16 protein-coding genes and 1 tRNA gene are annotated in these 17776 nt (G+C 63.4%); 8 read left to right on the top strand and 9 right to left on the bottom strand.

Annotation, left to right across the window (positions count from 1 at the left end):
• Nucleotides 1-5 precede the first annotated feature (5 nt).
• Nucleotides 6-698, bottom strand: a complete 693-nt coding sequence (gene ung / locus AC5PZ0_RS05140) for a uracil-DNA glycosylase (RefSeq protein ID WP_493854477.1) — start codon at nucleotides 696-698, stop codon at nucleotides 6-8.
• A gap of 126 nt (nucleotides 699-824) precedes the next feature.
• On the opposite strand from ung, the gene dspII reads away from it, so the two are divergent.
• Complete coding sequence (dspII, locus tag AC5PZ0_RS05135; protein WP_493854476.1) at nucleotides 825-1931, top strand: enoyl-CoA hydratase/isomerase DspII; 1107 nt, start codon at nucleotides 825-827, stop codon at nucleotides 1929-1931.
• 137 nt (nucleotides 1932-2068) lie between these two features.
• Here the strand turns inward: dspII and AC5PZ0_RS05130 are convergent, their stop codons facing one another.
• Nucleotides 2069-2509, bottom strand: a complete 441-nt coding sequence (locus tag AC5PZ0_RS05130; RefSeq protein ID WP_085273582.1) for a hypothetical protein — start codon at nucleotides 2507-2509, stop codon at nucleotides 2069-2071.
• 212 nt (nucleotides 2510-2721) lie between these two features.
• Between AC5PZ0_RS05130 and AC5PZ0_RS05125 the strand changes: the two genes are divergently transcribed.
• The 6 genes from AC5PZ0_RS05125 to AC5PZ0_RS05100 all read left to right on the top strand — a co-directional run bounded on the left by AC5PZ0_RS05125 (nucleotide 2722) and on the right by AC5PZ0_RS05100 (nucleotide 8659).
• On the top strand, nucleotides 2722-4212 hold the full coding sequence (locus AC5PZ0_RS05125) for a sensor domain-containing diguanylate cyclase (protein ID WP_493854475.1): 1491 nt from the start codon (nucleotides 2722-2724) through the stop codon (nucleotides 4210-4212).
• Entirely contained in the window at nucleotides 4205-4426 is a 222-nt protein-coding gene (locus tag AC5PZ0_RS05120; protein ID WP_027594127.1) for a cysteine-rich CWC family protein, read from the top strand. Before AC5PZ0_RS05125 ends, AC5PZ0_RS05120 begins: the two co-directional genes overlap by 8 nt.
• Before the next feature lie 33 nt (nucleotides 4427-4459).
• Entirely contained in the window at nucleotides 4460-5152 is a 693-nt protein-coding gene (locus tag AC5PZ0_RS05115) for a pseudouridine synthase (RefSeq protein WP_493854474.1), read from the top strand.
• Between the two features lie 496 nt (nucleotides 5153-5648).
• Nucleotides 5649-6533 carry an alpha/beta fold hydrolase gene (locus tag AC5PZ0_RS05110; protein ID WP_274886045.1) on the top strand — a complete coding sequence of 295 codons (885 nt, stop codon included), beginning with the start codon at nucleotides 5649-5651 and terminating at the stop codon, nucleotides 6531-6533.
• Between the two features lie 124 nt (nucleotides 6534-6657).
• A tRNA-Gly gene (locus AC5PZ0_RS05105) sits at nucleotides 6658-6731 on the top strand.
• Between the two features lie 227 nt (nucleotides 6732-6958).
• Nucleotides 6959-8659, top strand: coding sequence for a SulP family inorganic anion transporter (locus tag AC5PZ0_RS05100; RefSeq protein WP_493854473.1), 1701 nt, complete (start codon nucleotides 6959-6961; stop codon nucleotides 8657-8659).
• A gap of 154 nt (nucleotides 8660-8813) precedes the next feature.
• On the opposite strand, the gene AC5PZ0_RS05095 is transcribed toward AC5PZ0_RS05100, so the two are convergent.
• From AC5PZ0_RS05095 to AC5PZ0_RS05080, 4 genes are all read right to left on the bottom strand, one after another.
• Nucleotides 8814-10412: an alpha/beta hydrolase-fold protein gene (locus AC5PZ0_RS05095; RefSeq protein WP_493854472.1), complete on the bottom strand. Its 1599-nt coding sequence runs from the start codon at nucleotides 10410-10412 to the stop codon at nucleotides 8814-8816.
• 7 nt (nucleotides 10413-10419) lie between these two features.
• Nucleotides 10420-12801, bottom strand: a complete 2382-nt coding sequence (locus tag AC5PZ0_RS05090) for a TonB-dependent siderophore receptor (protein WP_493854471.1) — start codon at nucleotides 12799-12801, stop codon at nucleotides 10420-10422.
• Nucleotides 12802-12873: 72 nt separating this feature from the next.
• Nucleotides 12874-13836, bottom strand: coding sequence for a FecR family protein (locus AC5PZ0_RS05085; RefSeq protein WP_493854470.1), 963 nt, complete (start codon nucleotides 13834-13836; stop codon nucleotides 12874-12876).
• Nucleotides 13829-14368 carry an RNA polymerase sigma factor gene (locus AC5PZ0_RS05080; protein WP_099455186.1) on the bottom strand — a complete coding sequence of 180 codons (540 nt, stop codon included), beginning with the start codon at nucleotides 14366-14368 and terminating at the stop codon, nucleotides 13829-13831. The genes AC5PZ0_RS05085 and AC5PZ0_RS05080 overlap by 8 nt, the downstream gene beginning before the upstream one ends.
• Nucleotides 14369-14502: 134 nt before the next feature.
• On the opposite strand from AC5PZ0_RS05080, the gene AC5PZ0_RS05075 reads away from it, so the two are divergent.
• Nucleotides 14503-15513 (top strand): DUF4917 family protein, encoded by a 1011-nt coding sequence (locus tag AC5PZ0_RS05075; protein ID WP_493854469.1) that lies wholly within the window; start codon nucleotides 14503-14505, stop codon nucleotides 15511-15513.
• A 19-nt stretch (nucleotides 15514-15532) separates the two neighbouring features.
• Here AC5PZ0_RS05075 and AC5PZ0_RS05070 read toward each other — a convergent pair whose 3' ends face one another.
• The 3 genes from AC5PZ0_RS05070 to AC5PZ0_RS05060 form a co-directional block, all read right to left on the bottom strand.
• Nucleotides 15533-16042, bottom strand: a complete 510-nt coding sequence (locus AC5PZ0_RS05070) for a helix-turn-helix transcriptional regulator (RefSeq protein ID WP_275747022.1) — start codon at nucleotides 16040-16042, stop codon at nucleotides 15533-15535.
• 2 nt (nucleotides 16043-16044) lie between these two features.
• Nucleotides 16045-16323: a hypothetical protein gene (locus AC5PZ0_RS05065; RefSeq protein WP_493854468.1), complete on the bottom strand. Its 279-nt coding sequence runs from the start codon at nucleotides 16321-16323 to the stop codon at nucleotides 16045-16047.
• A 164-nt stretch (nucleotides 16324-16487) separates the two neighbouring features.
• Nucleotides 16488-17702, bottom strand: a complete 1215-nt coding sequence (locus tag AC5PZ0_RS05060) for a class I SAM-dependent methyltransferase (protein WP_493854467.1) — start codon at nucleotides 17700-17702, stop codon at nucleotides 16488-16490.
• Between the last annotated feature and the right edge of the window lie 74 nt (nucleotides 17703-17776).

Here is a 17776-nt window from a genome sequence, read left to right as displayed (position 1 = left end):
TGCCATCAAAGCGGCGGCAAGGCCCAGTTGATCGGTGCGAACCCACGCTGTTCGAGGAAGCCATTGGCCCGGCTGAAGTGCCCGCAACCGAGGAAGCCCCGATACGCCGACAAGGGCGACGGATGCACCGACTTCAGCACCAGGTGCTTGGTGCCATCGATCAGCTTCTGCTTGCCCTGGGCATGCGCGCCCCACAGCAGAAACACCACGTTCGGGCACTGCTCGCTGACCACCTGGATGACCCGGTCGGTAAAGAACTCCCAGCCCTTCTTGGCATGTGAAGCCGCATTGGCGCGCTCCACGGTCATGGTCGTGTTGAGCAGCAGCACACCCTGCTCGGCCCAGCTCTGCAGGTAGCCGTGGCTGGCGATCGGAATATTCAGGTCGCGCTGCAGCTCTTTGTAGATATTGACCAGCGACGGCGGCGTGGCGATGCCCGGCTGCACCGAGAAGCACAGGCCATGGGCCTGGCCTGGGCCGTGATACGGGTCCTGGCCGAGGATCACCACCTTGACCTGCTGCAACGGCGTCGAGTTAAGGGCATTGAAGATCAGCGGGCCCGGGGGGTAGATCTCTTTGCCGGCCGCGTGCTCCTGGCGCAGGAATTCGCGCAGCTGATGCATGTAGGGCTGGTCGAATTCGTCGCGCAATGCGGCTTTCCAGCTGGGTTCGAGTTTGATGCGATCGTCGTCAGTCATGGGGCCATCCGTAAACAATGGCGCGACACTAGGTAAGCCTCCTCCGCTTGTCAAACGATCCGACCGACGACCGGCATGATCCCGCAGGCAGGCCATACTTGTGCGATGACCTGCGAGAGGTAGTCCATGTCTATTCATTGCGAGGTACTCACCGGTGCCGATGGCGCCTGCATCGGCATCGCCACCCTGGATGCACCCAAGGCGCTCAATGCGCTGAACCTGAGGATGATCGAAGTGCTCGGCGAGCAGTTGCACGCCTGGGCCCGCGACCCTGGCGTGGTCTGCGTGCTGCTGCGAGGCAATGGCGCCAAGGCGTTCTGTGCCGGGGGCGACGTCAGGGCGCTGGCCCAGGCTTGCCGCGATCACCCCGGCAGCGTGCCGCCGCTGGCCGCCACCTTCTTCGCTGCCGAGTATCGCCTCGATTACCTGCTGCACACCTACCCCAAGCCGCTGCTGTGCTGGGGGCACGGGCATGTGCTGGGTGGCGGCATGGGGCTGCTGCAAGGCGCCAATGTGCGCATCGTCACGCCCAGCAGCCGGCTGGCGATGCCAGAGATCAGCATCGGCCTCTACCCCGACGTCGGCGCCAGCTGGTTCCTCGCCCGTCTGCCGGGCAAGCTGGGGCTGTTCCTCGGGCTGACCGGCGCCCCGATCAATGCCCGCGATGCCCTCGACCTGGGTCTCGCCGATCGTTTCTTCGGCGAGCACCAGCAGGAGGAGCTGATCGAAGAGTTGTTGCAGCTGAACTGGCAGGAGCAGACCGAGTTGCAGCTCAACAGCCTGCTCAAGGCCGAGCAGCATCGTGCCTGCGAGGAGCTACCCGAGGCGCAATGGCTGCCCCGCCGCCAAGTGATCGATGAGCTGCTGGATGTCGCCGACCCCGCCGGCGCGTGGCATGCGCTGCAAGGCCTGAAATATCACAACGACCCTGTGCTGGCCGAAGCGGGTGAACGCCTGCATGAGGGGTGCCCGTTGACCGCGCACTTGGTGTGGGAACAGATCCGCCGGGCCCGGCACCTGTCATTGGCGCAGGTTTTCCAGATGGAGTTCGGCATGAGCCTGAATTGCTGCCGTCATCCGGAATTCAGCGAAGGGGTGCGCGCGCGCCTGCTGGACAAAGACAATCAGCCGCGCTGGCACTGGCCGGATGTGGCGCAGGTGCCAGCGGCGGTGGTCGAGGCGCATTTTACCAAGGTCTGGGAGGGGCCCCATCCACTGGCGGATTTGGATTGATTATCTGCAACCGGGCCGCTGCGCACCCCAATCGCCGGCAAGCCGGCTCCCACAGGTGCGGCGCTAGCCTTGGAGGCTATACAGTACGGGTGGGAGTCGGCTTGCCGGCGATTGGGCCGCACAGCGGCCCCAATTCATCACCGCTGCCAGTTGCGGCCCTGCCCCCGGCCGCCATCTGGCCTGCGGTCACGGTCCCCTCGCCCATTGGAATGCCAACGATCATTCTGATACCGCTGGCTGCCATCGCGATAGTCATGGCGGTCACGGTCACGCCCATAGTCATAGCGCTGGCGATTGCCGTAGTCATACCGCGGGTTGCCATGCCACTGGTTCATGCCTGGCTGCGGGTGGGGCCTGTACTGCGGCACCGGCGCCGGGCGGTAATAACGAGGTGCGGGCTGGTAGTAGTAACGCGGCTGCGGCGTTACATAGTAGCGGTCGTATCGGTAATACCCCGGTGACACATAACGGTCGGTGGAGTAGTAATCCGATCGGTAGTAGCCCCCGCCGCCGTAGTAAGGGGCGCAGGCAGACGTCATCAGACCCAACAGGGCGATCAACAGTATTCGATAGGACATGGCGGCCTCCTGGACCGCTGGAGTGCCCGAACAGCGGCGCTGGCGAGCGTCGATGCAAAACGCGTTCATCGACACTGAATAAGACCGCCATACCGAGGTGCAGTGCCATTTTTGCAATAATTTGAAACAGGTGCGATAACCCTGAAAAACTTGCAGTCATTTACCGGTCATCTCACTAGAATGACCGCCTTGGCACACATCACGGGAAGATCATGCCTGCACGTTCCGCTCTGTTTTCGCAGCGTTCGCTGATCGTCACCCTGCTGATGCTGCTGGCCAGCGGCTTTCTCGCCACTTCCCTGCTCAGCTACTTCGCCTCACGCAGTGCCATTCGCGATGGCATCGTGAATACCGAATTGCCACTGACCTCTGACACGGTCTATTCGGAAATCCAGAAAGACCTGATCCGCCCTGTGCTGATCGCCTCGATGATGGCCCAGGACACCTTCTTGCGGGACTGGGTACTGTCCGGGGAGCAGGACACCCAGCGAATCACCCGCTACCTGGGCGAGATCATGGGCAAGCAGGACATCTTCACCTCGTTCTTCGTCTCCGACCGCAGCCTCACCTACTACCAGGCCAAGGGCGTACTCAAGCAGATCAAGCCCGGCAGCTGGCGCGATGCCTGGTACTTTCGCCTGCGCGACCTCAAGGCGCCCTATGAGATCAACGTCGACCTGGACATGGCCAACCAGGACAGCCTGACAGTGTTCATCAACTACCAGGTGCTGGACTACCAACACCGCTTCATCGGCGCGGCTGGGGTGGGCTTGAGTGTGTCGTCGGTGGTCAAGCTGATCGACGAGTACCAGCGCCGCTACCAGCGCTCGGTGCTGTTCACCGATGCCAAGGGCAAGGTCCTGCTGACCGGCTCCGAAGGTGGCCCCCACGGCTTGCGCGTCGGCCAGCCGCTTAGCGACAACCCCGAGCTGAGCGACCTGCTGGCACAGCAACCGGTACCTGGCGAAGGCAGCCACGAATACCGCGACAGCGACAACCACAGCCACTTTCTCAATGTGCGGCACCTGCCCGAGCTGGACTGGTACCTGCTGGTGGAAAAGCGCGAAACCGGTACCCTGGACCGCATCCGCCACTCGCTGTACCTGAACCTGGCAATCTGCGCGATGATCACCCTGGTGGTGCTGTTACTGGTGCATGCGATGGTCAAGCGCCACCAGGCCAGCACCGAGGCGCTGGCCACCCTCGACAGCCTCACCGGCCTGCCCAACCGGCGCAGCTTCGACCTGCTGGCCGCCCAGGCCCTGCATGAGGCCCAGCGCGACAGCGGCCCGCTGGTGGCCCTGCTGATCGACCTTGACCACTTCAAGGTGCTCAATGACACCCATGGCCACCTGGCCGGCGACGAAGTGCTGCGCCAGTTCGCCAATGTGCTGCAGGGCAGCCTGCGCCAGTCGGATATACTCTGCCGCTGGGGCGGTGAGGAATTCATCGTGCTGCTGCGAGAGGCAGAAGGCCGGCAAGCGGTGGAAGTGGCGGAAAAAATCCGCCGCCGCACCGAACAGCTGACCTTCAGCTACGACGACCGACCGTTGCGCCTGACCACCAGCATCGGCCTGAGCAGCCTGCAACCGGGCGATACCTTGCATGCCCTGCTGACCCGCGCCGACCGTGCGCTCTATCGTGCCAAGCAGGCCGGCCGCAACCGCGTCTGCAGTGAAGTTTCCGGACCTGACCATGAATGACAGCCAGCACTGCCCCGCCTGCGGCGCCCTCAACCAGTGCAGCCTGGCCGACCCCCGCAGCGCCACGCAGGCCTGTTGGTGCTACAGCGTGACCATCGACCCCGCCGTGCTCCAGGCCCTGCCTGCCGAGTTGCGTGACAAGGCCTGCCTGTGCCCGCGCTGCGCAGCGGTCGAAGCGCAACTGCAGGCAGCGCCGCCCGGCACAAAGCGCTAGACTGCGCGGCCTTTAACTTCAGCCCCCTTTGCCATGCGCCTCGATCGTTTTCTTGCCAACCTGCCCTGCTACAACCGCCAGCACGTTCGCCTGCTGCTGGTGCAGCGCCGCGTGCGGGTCGATGGCGAAGTGGCGGTCGACCCGTTGACGGACGTGCGTGAGTTCAGCCGCGTCGAGGTGGATGAGCAACTGCTGCAGGCCGGGCGACCGGCGCGCTACCTGATGCTCAACAAGCCGACCGGGTGCGTCAGCGCCACCCAGGACCCACAACACCGCACGGTGCTCGAGTTGCTGCCCGCTGAACTGCGCGACGACCTGCACATTGCCGGGCGCCTGGACTTCAACACCACCGGCCTGCTGATCCTGACCAACGACGGCCAATGGTCGCGTCGCCTGACCCAGCCAACGACCAAACTGCCGAAGCATTACCTGGTAGAGACCGAGGACGAGATTGGCGAGCATTATGCTGCCAAGTTCCACGAAGGCCTGTATTTCGCCTTCGAAAACCTTACCACCCTGCCCGCCCAACTCGACATCCTTGGCCCCCGCCAGGCCCGGTTGGCGATCGTCGAGGGGCGGTACCACCAGGTCAAACGCATGTTTGGCCATTTCGACAACAAGGTGGTGGGGCTGCACCGCGAGAGCATGGGCGCGATCCGCCTGGATCCGGCGTTGGCACCGGGGGCATTCAGGGCGTTGACGGCCGAGGAAATCGCCTCGGTCTAGGTTGTTTGCACTGGCCTCTTCGCGGGCAAGCCCGCTCCCACAGGTACTGCACAAGCTTCCAAAGCTGTGGAGTCCTGTGGGAGCCACAGGTACTGCACAGGCTTCCAGCACTGTGGAGATCCTGTGGGAGCGGGCTTGCCCGCGAAGAGGCCAGAAAAGGCAACACTGGCAGTGTCACACGACCGCCCGGCGGCCCAAGTCACATTTTTCCCCGAACGGCACTTGCAGGATCCCCAGCCCACTGCTTGAATCCAAATCGTCAGTCTGCATGTGACTCATGAGTCACGCCCGCAGTCGAAGACACCTTTTTGCCGGCCACCCAACGCCTAGATGCCTTGGGGCACGGCAAATTGCCCGCCAAAAACAATACCGTCGACATGTGTGCCAAGGATCGACACAGGGCCCCCGGTTACTCTTCAAGGCAAATGCCTACCTGTCATAAAGAACGTGCACCCTAGGTGACGCGAATACCCTTTTTGCGCCAGGAGTCGATGACATGAGGCCAGAAATCGCTGTACTTGATATCCAAGGTCAGTATCGGGTTTACACGGAGTTCCATCGCGCGGATGCAGCCGAGAAGACGATCATTTTGATCAACGGTTCGCTGGCCACCACGGCCTCGTTCGCCCAGACAGTGCGGAACCTGCACCCACAATTCAACGTCGTGCTGTTCGACCAGCCGTACGCTGGCAAATCCAAACCGCACAACCGCCAGGAACGGCTGATCACCAAGGAGACCGAGGCGCACATCCTCCTTGAGCTGATCGAGCACTTCCAGGCCGATCACGTGATGTCGTTTTCGTGGGGCGGTGCGAGCACGCTGCTGGCGCTGGCGCACCAGCCGCGGCGAGTGAAGAAGGCCGTGGTCAGCTCGTTCTCGCCGGTGATCAACGAACCGATGCGCGACTACCTGGACCGTGGCTGCCAGTACCTGGCCGCCTGTGATCGCTACCAGGTCGGCAACCTGGTCAACGACACCATCGGCAAGCACCTGCCGTCGCTGTTCAAGCGCTTCAACTATCGCCACGTGAGCAGCTTGGACAGCCACGAGTACGCGCAGATGCACTTCCACATCAACGAAGTGCTGCAACATGACTTGGAACGGGCATTGAGTGGTGCGCGCAACATCGATATCCCGGTGCTGTTCATCAACGGCGACCGCGATGAGTACACCACGGCTGAAGATGCGCGCGAGTTTGGTCGCCATGTGGGCAAGAGCCACTTCAGCGTGATTCGCGATGCTGGGCACTTCCTCGACATGGAGACCAAGGCGGCCTGCGAAGACACCCGCAGTGCGCTGCTCGGCTTCCTCAAGCCAACCGAGCGTGAGCCACGTCAACGCTACCAGCACGTACAGGGGCAGCATGCACTGGCCATCTGAGCGCCTCGGCGTCCTGTAGCCCTTTACCCGCAGGCTATGGGTCGCCGACAAGCTTTTTTATAACCCTTTTTATAACTTGGGCTTCTAATTCGATGAGGGTTCTGGTAAAAAGTCGAACGCAGACGCGGGTATAGTTTAGTGGCAAAACGAAAGCTTCCCAAGCTTTAGTTGAGGGTTCGATTCCCTCTACCCGCTCCACCTCGCATTCCCGCATGGCGTTCCAGCAACGTCATCGCTGTCAAAAGGAGCCTCGGCTCCTTTTTTCGTTTCTGCCTATTCGTTTTCATGCCCCTTTTGTTGATCTGGCCCATGGCCACTGCCCAGCCGTTGCGCTTGAATGCGCGGCCGGCGAATCCGCTTGCAAGCGAAACGGCTTGAAGCGCATATGCTTGATGGATTCGTGAAACATTTCGAAAGGACCGCGCATGTTTCTGTCCCGCTGGCTACCTGGCCTCGCCAACCTGTTGCACTACCGCCGTGAGTGGTTTCATGCCGACCTGCAGGCTGGGCTTTCGGTGGCGGCTATCCAGATCCCCATCGCCATCGCTTACGCACAAATCGTCGGCCTGCCGCCACAATATGGCCTGTATGCCTGCGTGCTGCCGATGATGGTGTATGCGCTGATCGGCAGCTCGCGTCAGCTGATGGTCGGCCCGGACGCCGCCACCTGCGCGATGATCGCCGGGGCCGTGGCACCGCTGGCGCTGGGCGACCCGCAGCGTATTGCCGAGCTGTCGGTAATTGTCACCGTGCTGGTGGGCGTGATGCTGATCGGGGCGGGCCTGGCCAGGGCCGGGTTCATCGCCAGCTTCTTCTCACGGCCGATCCTGATCGGCTACCTCAATGGCATTGGCCTGAGCCTGATCGCCGGGCAGTTGTCCAAGGTGGTCGGGTTCAAGATCGAGGGCGATGGGTTCATCCTGAGCCTGGTCAACTTCCTCCAGCGCCTGGGCGAGATTCATGGGGTGACCCTGGCCATCGGCCTGTCCGCGCTGGCGCTGCTGATCTGGCTACCGCAGCGCTACCCACGGCTACCGGCGGCGCTGGTGGCGGTGGCGCTGTTCACGGTTGTGGTAGGCCTGTTCGGCCTGGACCGCTTCGGTGTCTCCATCCTCGGCCCGGTACCGGCCGGCATGCCGCAACTGGCTTGGCCACAAAGCAACCTGGCAGAAATGAAAAGCCTGCTGCGCGACGCCCTGGGTATTGCCACCGTCAGTTTCTGCAGCGCCATGCTCACAGCGCGCAGTTTTGCCGCACGCCATGGCTACGCTATCAACGCCAACCATGAGTTCGTGGCGCTCGGGGTGAGCAACCTGGCGGCCGGGATGTCCCAAGGCTTTGCCATCAGTGGCGCCGACTCGCGTACCGCAGTCAACGACATGGTCGGCGGCAAGAGCCAGCTGGTCGGCATCATCGCTGCGCTGGTGATCGCCCTGATCCTGCTGTTCTTCACCGCCCCCATGGCCTGGATCCCCCAGGCGGCGCTGGGGGCCGTGTTGCTGATGGCGGGCTGGGGGCTGATCGACATCAAGTCGCTGAAGAGCATCCGGCGCCTCAGCCGCTTCGAGTTCTGGCTCTGCCTACTGACCACGGTCGGCGTGCTGGGCCTGGGCGTGCTGCCGGGTATCGTGTTTGCCGTGACCCTGGCGATCCTGCGCCTGCTGTACAGCATCTACCAGCCCACCGACGCAGTGCTGGGCTGGCTGCCGGGCACCGAGGGCCAAGTCGACATTCGCAAATTCAAGGACGCCCGCACCGTGCCGGGGTTGGTGGTGTACCGCTTCGACGATGCGATCCTGTTCTTCAATGCCGACTACTTCAAGATGCGCCTGCTGGAAGCCGTGCAGAGTCAGGCCCAGCCCAAGGTTGTGCTGTTCGATGCCGAAGCGGTGACCAGCATCGACGTCAGCGGCATTGCCGCGCTGCGCGAAGTCCGCGACACCCTGGCTGCCCAAGGCATCTTCTTCGCCATCGCCCGCGCCCGCGGCACCTTCCTGCGCATGCTGGTGCGCTCAGGGATGGCACGGGAGATGGAGGACAAACTGCTGTTCGGCTCGGTACGCGCCGGGATCCGCGCGTATCGGGTGTGGCGGAACAGGAGTCGCCACGTGTCAACACCGGAGTAAAACGCGTCAACGTGCTTACGCTGAATCCAGGCCAATCACCCTCTACTGTAGGAGCAGCCTTGTGCTGCGAAGAGGCCAGTGACAACACATACCCTTCGCTGTTAGCGCTGGCCTCTTCGCAGCACAAGGCTGCTCCTACAGGGGATGCAGGGCATCAACGGTATTCAGCGCACGCCTGGGAACTGGCCTCACCCGGCCTGCCGATCAGGCTCACCAGGCCACACGGCAGTGACCCGCGCCATTGCAGGTAATCATGCCCCGCGGGGTACTCCACCGCCTCAACCGCATAGCCCTTGGCACGCAACACATCGCGCAGGTGGCGGTTGGTATCCAGAATCGTCGGGCCTTCGAACAGCCCCGATTGCAGGTAAAAACGCAGCGGCTTGGGGGTTGCCTTGACGTACTCACGGGTCAGCCAGCCTGGCTCTTCCCCGTCCTTGGCCCACCAGTACGACCCCGACAGGCTCAGCACATTGCCGAACAACTCAGGGTGCATCAGGCCCAGGTAGGACGCGGCCAGCCCCCCGTAGCTGGAGCCGGCGATGACCGTACGGGCCGCGGGTGCACTCAAGCCGTGTTGTCGCGCCCAGGGCATTAGTTGTTCGGCCATGAAACGGGCGAACCGTGGGTTGGGTGGCAGCTCCTGCTGGCGGCTGAGGTCGCTGGGGTTGGCGATGATGATGGCTGCCGTGGGCGGGATCAGGCCATCGGCGATCAGGTTGTCGAGAAGGGTCGGCGTAGGCACTTGGCGGGTATAGGCGTGGGCATCGAACAGCACCAGCAAGGCCTGGCCTGCAGCACCCGGGCGCCAGCCAGCCGGTCGGTACAGGTAGACATCGCGCGTGTTGCCCAGCACGTCGCTGGCCAGGCGCTTGCGTTCGAGCGTGCCACGGGCGATACCCGGCCGCTCGGCTACCCAGGGTTGCGGTGGCGCATCCGGCAATTCCAGGCGTGAACGCGACAGCCAGGCATCACCGCTGCTGTCGGCGAAGGTGGCAGGGTTGAGCGGGTCGCGGCGCGTGGTGGCAAGAATCACCCGGCGGTCATCCGACGCTGGCACATCAGGCGCCATTTGGTAGCTGAGCCGGGTGCTGGCCGGGACCTCGAAACTGGCGTACCAGACATCGCTGGTGCCAAGCCGTTGCAGCGCTTCGTGACGGCCCGAAGGCGCGCCGAACATCCGCACATTGTGCTGGGCGCCGCGCCACAGAAACGTCACCAGGCGCTGCTGCGGCTGGCCCGGTAGCCGCTCGACCAGCGGCGTGCCCTGGGCCTTTCGCGCGTTCCAGAACGCCTCGGTATCACCGCCCTGGGCAAGCTGCCCGGCCAACTCGGCCAGGGCCGGGCTGGCCAGCCGTGGTGGGCTTTGCTGCTGCTCGGCACGCGCCAGTACCTGCTCCAGGCGCAGGCTGAAAGGGGCGCCCGGGCGCCCGTCCAGTGGCTCTGCACGCAAGCCATATGCACCCGGGCTGTCGGCGACAAAGATGAACGCGCGCGGCTGGTCCTGGCCGTCGATCAACAGGCGCAAGGGCCTGCCCTGCGGGTCCAGCAGGCGCAGGCTGACGTCGCCGTCGACCCGGCCGCGCACCAGGTCGCCTGCCTTGAGCCCAACGTGCCAGACCGTGCTGCCTACGGACATGGCCTGGCCGTTGACAGCCTGACCGGGCTGCAGCGTGGCTTCGCTTGCAGCCTGCGCCGCGGCGCTGGCCAAGGCCAGCAGCAAGGCGCAACGGATGAGAGAGATGCGGTTCATGCGCACCTCAGAAGTCGACGCTGGCGGACAGCTTCAAGGTGCGCGGTTCGCTGACGGTGGCATACCCCGGGTTGAACACCCCCGCCCAGTAGGCACGATTCTCGACGTTCTCCAGGCTGGCGCGCAGGGTCACGTCCTTGCTCAGCACGCGGGTGGCGTAGCGCGCGCCCAGGTCGTAGCGCGTCCATTGTGGGATTTTCAGCGTGTTCTCGTCGTCTAGGTACTGCGAGCTGCTGTGAATGCCCAGTGCCGTCAGGGTCAGGCCATCGACCCAGGGCAGGTCCCACTCGGCGCCGAGGTTGGCCGACCAGGCCGGTACACCGCGGGCGGTGTTGCCATCCAGGGTACCGTTGGCCGTCTTGCTCAGTTCGGCGCGGGTGTAGGTCACCCCGCCCAGCAGGCGTACGCCAGGGGCGGCTTCACCGAACATGTTCCATTCCACGCCACGGTTACGCTGCTCGCCATCATCGGTGTACCAGAAGGTGTCGCCGCGGGTGTTCTTGACCATGCTGGGTTTCTCGATCTGGAACACCGCCAGGGTATGGCTGAACGTGCCCAGGTCCCACTTCACGCCCGCTTCCATCTGCTTGGCCACGTACGGCGCAAATTGCTCGTCCTTGTTCAGGGCCCCCACCTCGGTCACCGTGCCACCTTGGGTCAGGCCTTCGATGTAGTTGGCGTACAGCGACACCGGCGCATCCCAAGGCTTGACCACGATGCCAAAGGCCGGGGTCAGTTTGCGTTCGTCATAGGCCGTTGGTTTGCTCATCTTCTGCCGAACCCGCTGGGCACGCGCCCCCAGGGTCAGCAACACACGCTCGTCGAAGAAACCGAGGGTGTCGGCCAGGGCGAAGCTGGACAAGGTATTGTCGCCGGTCTTGTCGTTCGAGCCGTGATCACCGGCAATCACCCCTTTGACCGGGCGATAGAGGTTGGTGTCGTAGGTGGCGCCGGTGACCGTGGGCGCTCGGCCGATGTCCTGGTGCAGCAGCGACGTCGTCAACACCAGCTGGTGGGTGACCGGCCCCGTCATGAAGTTGCCGCGCAGGCCGGCCTCGCTGGACAGGCTGTGGGTGTAGCCGGCCTGGTTGTAAGTCTGCCCCTTGGCGCTGCCATCGGCCGCCTGCACCCGGATGCGGGTGCCGTTCAGGAAGCCGTCGTAGTACGTGCGCGCCCCACCCACACTGGCAAATGCCGTCCAGTCGTCGTTGAGCTGGTACTCGCCGCGCAGCACCACTGCCTTGCTGACTTGTTTGGCATAGATGCCTTCGAGCACGTTGGTATCGGGCTTGGGCGCCTTGGTCACGTAGCCCAGCTCGCTGAAGCCCGCCATCATCGGGCTGCCGTTGTCGAGTTTTTCATGGGTCTCGTAGGCATCCAGTTCGAGCTTGAAGTCGTCACCTCGGTAATCCAGCGCCAGGGCGGCCAGCGTGCGGTCCTTCGACTGTTCGTCGACGCCCATGTCGCCACTGCCATACACCCCATTGAAGCGGACACCAAAGCGCCCATCCGCAAAGCGTCGGGCCACGTCGATGTGCTGGGCAAAGTAGCCGTCGGAAACGTAGCTTGTGGTCAGCCGGGTCAGTGGGGCATCGCCGGCACGCTTGGGTACCAGGTTGACATTGCCGCCCACCCCGCCATTGGGCGCCATGCCGCTGAGCAATGCGCTTGGGCCTTTGAGCACTTCGACCCGTTCGAGGAATTCGGTCGGCACATGGCCATCTGGCGCCAGGCCGTACAGGCCATTTACCGCCAGTTCCGAGGATTCCAGGCCATAGCCACGGATCATGAAGTTCTCGTAGGCATGGCCTTCGCCGGTGCTGAAGCGGATCGACGGGTCATTGCGCAACACGGCGCCAACCGTGCCGCTCTGCTGGTCGGCGATGGTCTTGGCGGTGTAGGCGGTGATGTTGAATGGCGTGTCCATGATGTCGCGATTGCCCAGCATGCCAAGCCGTGCACCGCGCGCCACCTGGCCGCCGCTGTAGGCCTCGGGCAGTTCACTGTTGAAACCGGCGGCGTTGACGTTGGTGGCGCCGAGGGTCAAGGCGCCGTCCTCGGCGGTGCTGCGCAGGGTCACCACGCCGTTGTGCTCCTCGGCCACCAGGTCGGTGCCGATCAGCAACTGCTGCAAGGCTTGCAGCACGCTGAAGCGCCCGTGCAGGGCAGGCGCATTGCGGCCCGCGAGTACCCGGCTGTCAGCGGCAATGGCCACACCGGACTGGCGGGCAAGCGCGTGCACCGTGGTTTCCAGCGATTGGCTAGGAAAATCCAGGGCCAGTGGCTGGCTGTCAGCCAGGGCCATGCCCGGCGACAACAGGCTGCCCAGTGCGCAGGCCAGGGCCAGGTGGCGCAGTGGCACGGATAAACGGGTGGAGGCGAACGACATGAAGGGTCCTTGCTCTTGGAGGGGTTCACCGTTGATGACGCCGCTCCAGCGGCTTACCCCTCAAAACTTTTTTCAGCGCGCCAACAGTTCCAACCTGCCCTGCCGTTCGCTCAGGCGCACCGGCAGAATGCGTGGCAACGCTTCCAGCAGTTTCTGCGGCTGATCGATAGGGAAGCTGCCGGTCAGCTTCAGTTCGGCGACTTCCGGCGCCAGCAGCACGGGCTGCGGCAGATAGGCATTGAGCTCGCCGATCACTTCGCGCAGCGACTGGTCGGTGTAAGACCACCAACCGCGTTGCCAATGGTCGACGTCCGGGCCGAGTCGCCCCTGCGCATGCAGGTTGCTCAGGTGCCCCTGAGCATCGATGCAGACACGTTCGCCAGCGCCAAGGGTACGTTCGCCACCGTGCAGGTCACGCACCTGTACACGGCCGCGGGCCACCGCCACGAACACCCGGTCACCCCGGTCGCTGACCGTGAAGGCCGTGCCCAGCACCTGGACACTGCCCACACGGGTGCTGATATGGAAAGGCCGCCAGCGCTCATGGGCGACGTCGAAGAAGACATTGCCGTGCAACAGCATCACCTGGCGCTGGCCATGGTCGAAGCGGATACGCAGGTTGCTCTCGGCCGCCACCAGCAGTTGGCTGCCATCGGGCAAGGCCAGGCTGCGGGGCTGTTCGCCGTGCGCGGTCTGCAGGTCTTGCTGGAATGCAGCGGTGCGCTGCCACATCCAGCCCAGCCAGCCACCTGCCGCCAGCAGTACCGCCAACGCGCCGCCCTGGCGCAACAGGCGCCGACGGCCCGGATCATGCGGCTGCGGCTGCAGGGCGCCGCGCAATTGCGGCGCCAGGCGATGCACCAGTTGCCAGCGCTGCTCGGCCTCATGCCAGGCGCGCTCATGTTCGTCGCTCTTACCCCGCCAGCGCAGCGCCTGGCCGCTGGCTTCGCGCACACGCGTGGGGTCGTCGCCATGCATCGCCGCGAGGTAGACCAAGGCCTGTTGCACCTTGCGTGCGGCAACCGGGTCAGCCATGGCGGCTGGCCAGGCGCAGTTCGGAGAGGTCGAACACCGCGCGGGCGATGTGCAGTTCCACCGACTTGGCCGACAGCGCCAGCGCCTCACACACCTCGCGATGGCTCTGGCCATACAGCCGCACCCGCACGAACACTTCGCGGCGCAGGCGCGGCATGCGCTCGATCAGTGCAATCAGTTGCTGCAACTGCTCGCGCGCGATCAGGATGTCCTCGACGCTGGGGCTCAAGCCGTCGACGCGCACCAGCCAATCCTCCAGCGCCGCCAACTCGGTGCTGCGCCGCCGGTACTGATCGATGCACAAGTTACGCGCCGCCTGGAACAACAACGCGCGCGCATTGAGTACCGGCGCATTCAGCGCGTGGGCATAGGCCTGGGCAAAGCTGGACTGAGCGATGTCTGCGGCGTCGTCGGGGTTGCGCAGGCGCCCGCTGAGGTAGCGACGCAGGTCACTGTAGTTGGCCAGCAGATCATCGACGACCGCCTGCAAGGCCGGCGCAGGGCCGCTCCAGGGTGTGGAAAAGGATGTCATTGAAGGTGAGCGTCGCTAATAGGAATCCGTATCATTCTCACACATGACTTCTTGTCCTCGCCAGCCTCAATCACCTAGCGCTTGAATGACATGCTACAGTCGCCCCGTTTTCCGCTCCGCCCAACGGACCCCGCATGCCCGCACTTGACGCTTACCTCACCCCCTGGCCAGAACTCGACCAACGCCACCCTTGCGACGCCCTGCTGCTGGGCAACGGCGCCAGCCGTGCACTGTGGAAGCCGTTTGGCTATTTCTCGCTGTTCGAGGAAGCGCAGCGCGCGGGCCGCAAAAAAGGCCTGGCGATCAGCGACCAAGCCTTGTTCAAGTCACTCGCCACCGAATTGTTCGAGCCCGTGCTCAGCGCCCTCAACAGCACGGTGCGGGTCAACGCGGCCCTGGCCATCAACTCCACTGCACCGCTGAACCGCTACTACTCGATCAAGGAAGCGCTGATTCATGCCGTGCGCACGGTGCATCTGCCATGGCCGCTGATGCCAGCCGCCACGCTGGCCATGCTGAACCAGGCCTTGCGCGGCTATCGCAACATCTACACCAGCAACTACGACCTGATCGTGCCTTGGGCCGTGCAGCACGCCCCCCAAGGTTTTGCCGAGCTGTTCGATGAGCAAGGCTTTTTCGACGTACGCCGCACCCGCAGTGAAGGCACCCGCGTGCTGCACCTGCATGGCGGCCTGCACCTGCTGAAACTGCCGGATGGCACCACCCGCCAACGCAGCGCAGAGAGCGCCGAGTTGCTCGATGGCTTTGCCGTGAACATTCCGGGTGAAGTGCCCTTGTTCATCAATGAAGACCGCAGCGACGAAAAGCTGCGCGCCATTCGTCACTCGGACTACCTCAGCTGGTGCTTGGCGCAATTGGCGCAGGAGAGCCAGGGGCTATGCCTGTTCGGGCAGCATCTGGACAGCAGTGACCAGCACCTGGTCGAGGCGGTTCGACAGGCACAACCTCGCCATTTGTCGATTGCCATTCGGCCGTTGGGGGAGGCGTCGGTGATCAATCAGAAGCAGCACTTCATCGACCGGTTCGGGGATTTATTGGCGACTGCGCTGCACTTTTTCGATGCGAGTACGCACCCGTTGGGGTTGGCTGACTTGGCGATCGAGGTGCCGGCTGCTCGGCGTTGAGGTGAGCTCGGGCTTAGGTTCAACAGGCCAGGTTCGTTGAATGGCCAAAAACCCGCTCATAGGCACTCGATACATTGACCGTCATCGCTACGCGAGCCAGATCAAGTGTTTGCTGGCCGATAGCATAGCTTCCGCGTGCCTGTAACCAGACCAGAACCTCAGCCAGGTGCCAAAGCGAAGTACTGCCCTCGTGAATAGGTGCCGGAAAACTATGGCTGTGCGCGAGCATTAATTTACGCATGTTCTGGCGCGATACGCCTACCATTTCGGCTACATCGGTAAGCCCGACGAGGTCTGGGGTTGCCTCGATCAGGCGCGCGGCAGGCACTGCTTCACGAACACCGTCAAGGGCGCTATGTAGGGCTTCTCTGGCCGTTGAAGCCTCGCGCACAAACGCCAGCGCCAAACGACCGGGCTGCCCTACCCCAACCAAAGCGTCGTCACAACCGGCCTTGGCCAGACGCTCCAACAGCGCATCGGTATCTTCGTTTTCGTTCAGTTGATACTTCAAGGTGAACTCATATTCCATCGCTACTGCTCCTCGGCAGCATGTGCTGCGTCTTTCGTCATCCTGCCGCCAGAACAGTTATCCACCACACGCCGTAGCTGGCGTGCAAAGTTGCCTGGGCTCTTTGGGGTACTCCAGACGCTGGTAATGCAAAACTCCCCACAACGGCAATCTGCGTCGTTGAGGGGGCAATACAGCTTCCCCCAGCAATGCCCACCGCCCACCTCGACTCTCCATCCCTGTGACTCCGCGTGCCTCAAGGCCTGTTCGACCTCCTTCTTGGCATGACTGGGGCGTGACATCAGCTTGTCTCCAGTGTGGGCTCGCAATGACAAGGTTGTCAAACGACAACCAGGAGTACCTTGCAGGTGCACGCCACACTACAGACTTCTTCACGTCAAACACCGTCGCAAGGTGCTCTGGAGAAATTTCCTACCCACATTCAGGATCAGCGCTCAGCAAGCATTCAGATCAACCCATCCCCCCGCAACAACGTCTCCAGGCAATGCTCCTGCACCCCATAAAACCCCTTGAGTTGCGCAATCTTCTCCAGCAGCGCCGCGTTATCCACCGGCTGTTTGCGCTTCACCGCAAGAATCATCTTGTTCTTGTTGGTGTGTTCCAACGAAATGAACTCGAACACCTTGGTTTCATAACCACAGGCTTCCAGGTACAGCGCTCGCAGGCTGTCAGTGAGCATCTCGGCCTGCTGCCCCAGGTGCAACCCATACTGCAGCATCGGCTGTAGCAAGCCTGGGCTGTGCAGTTGCGGGCGGATCTGTTTGTGGCAGCACGGCGAGCACATGATGATCGCGGCGTTGCAGCGGATGCCGGTGTGAATGGCGTAGTCGGTGGCGATGTCGCACGCGTGCAGGGCGATCATCACCTCGATGGCTTCGGGCACCACGCTGCGTACATCGCCGCACTGGAATTCAAGGCCCGGGTGGTCCAGGCGCGAGGCCGCGGCGTTGCACAGGTCGACCATTTCCTGGCGCAGCTCCACGCCGGTCACCTGGGCGTCGCGGCCCAGCGTGTTGCGCAGGTAGTCGTGCATGGCGAAGGTCAGGTAACCCTTGCCCGAGCCAAAGTCGGCTACGCGCAGGGCCTGTTCGGCCGGCAGCGGCGCGCTGGCCAGGGCGTGCTCGAACACCTCGATGAACTTGTTGATCTGCTTCCACTTGCGCGACATCGACGGGATCAGCGCACCTTGCGCATCGGTCACGCCCAGGTCACGCAAAAAGGGCCGCGACAGCTCCAGGTAACGCTTTTTCTCCCGGTCATGGCCACTGCTCGCAGCCGCATCACGCGGCGCCTGGGCGCCGTGGCGCTGGAGCATGGGCTTGCCTTTCTTGCTGAAGGTCAGCTGCACTTCGCCGTCCGCATCGAACAGGTGCGCATTGCGAAAGCTGTCAGGCAGCAGCTCGGCAACCAGCGCTTCGGCCTGCTCCAGTGGCAGGTTGCGGGTGATGTCACGGGTCTGGTGGCGATACACCAGTGACAGGCAGGGCTGGCCCTTGACCTGCAGTGGCTTGGCGATGATCCGCTGCAGGGACTGATCGGCACCCACATGGCGCGCCAGCACCAGTTTGACCAAGGTATTGCCGTGCAGGGCAGCGCTCAGCAGCTCAAGGAACTGGGTGCGCGCCTCTGGCGCGGTGGAAGCGGAAGGACTGGCGGACATGAAAAACGGTGCCTCGAGTTGCGGGGAGCGCGTTGCGCAATGCCACGCATTCTACAGGTGTGAGGCTGGCCCCC

It is taken from the genome of Pseudomonas sp. 5.2, assembly GCF_059025405.1.
This window is presented reverse-complemented; position numbering and strand designations above follow the sequence as displayed.

What these genes read in the sequence shown, in the direction of transcription:
- ung (WP_493854477.1), bottom strand. Translation starts at nt 698, where the DNA reads ATGACTGACGACGATCGCATCAAACTCGAACCCAGCTGGAAAGCCGCA.
- dspII (WP_493854476.1), top strand. Translation starts at nt 825, where the DNA reads ATGTCTATTCATTGCGAGGTACTCACCGGTGCCGATGGCGCCTGCATC.
- AC5PZ0_RS05130 (WP_085273582.1), bottom strand. Translation starts at nt 2,509, where the DNA reads ATGTCCTATCGAATACTGTTGATCGCCCTGTTGGGTCTGATGACGTCT.
- AC5PZ0_RS05125 (WP_493854475.1), top strand. Translation starts at nt 2,722, where the DNA reads ATGCCTGCACGTTCCGCTCTGTTTTCGCAGCGTTCGCTGATCGTCACC.
- AC5PZ0_RS05120 (WP_027594127.1), top strand. Translation starts at nt 4,205, where the DNA reads ATGAATGACAGCCAGCACTGCCCCGCCTGCGGCGCCCTCAACCAGTGC.
- AC5PZ0_RS05115 (WP_493854474.1), top strand. Translation starts at nt 4,460, where the DNA reads ATGCGCCTCGATCGTTTTCTTGCCAACCTGCCCTGCTACAACCGCCAG.
- AC5PZ0_RS05110 (WP_274886045.1), top strand. Translation starts at nt 5,649, where the DNA reads ATGAGGCCAGAAATCGCTGTACTTGATATCCAAGGTCAGTATCGGGTT.
- AC5PZ0_RS05100 (WP_493854473.1), top strand. Translation starts at nt 6,959, where the DNA reads ATGTTTCTGTCCCGCTGGCTACCTGGCCTCGCCAACCTGTTGCACTAC.
- AC5PZ0_RS05095 (WP_493854472.1), bottom strand. Translation starts at nt 10,412, where the DNA reads ATGAACCGCATCTCTCTCATCCGTTGCGCCTTGCTGCTGGCCTTGGCC.
- AC5PZ0_RS05090 (WP_493854471.1), bottom strand. Translation starts at nt 12,801, where the DNA reads ATGTCGTTCGCCTCCACCCGTTTATCCGTGCCACTGCGCCACCTGGCC.
- AC5PZ0_RS05085 (WP_493854470.1), bottom strand. Translation starts at nt 13,836, where the DNA reads ATGGCTGACCCGGTTGCCGCACGCAAGGTGCAACAGGCCTTGGTCTAC.
- AC5PZ0_RS05080 (WP_099455186.1), bottom strand. Translation starts at nt 14,368, where the DNA reads ATGACATCCTTTTCCACACCCTGGAGCGGCCCTGCGCCGGCCTTGCAG.
- AC5PZ0_RS05075 (WP_493854469.1), top strand. Translation starts at nt 14,503, where the DNA reads ATGCCCGCACTTGACGCTTACCTCACCCCCTGGCCAGAACTCGACCAA.
- AC5PZ0_RS05070 (WP_275747022.1), bottom strand. Translation starts at nt 16,042, where the DNA reads ATGGAATATGAGTTCACCTTGAAGTATCAACTGAACGAAAACGAAGAT.
- AC5PZ0_RS05065 (WP_493854468.1), bottom strand. Translation starts at nt 16,323, where the DNA reads ATGTCACGCCCCAGTCATGCCAAGAAGGAGGTCGAACAGGCCTTGAGG.
- AC5PZ0_RS05060 (WP_493854467.1), bottom strand. Translation starts at nt 17,702, where the DNA reads ATGTCCGCCAGTCCTTCCGCTTCCACCGCGCCAGAGGCGCGCACCCAG.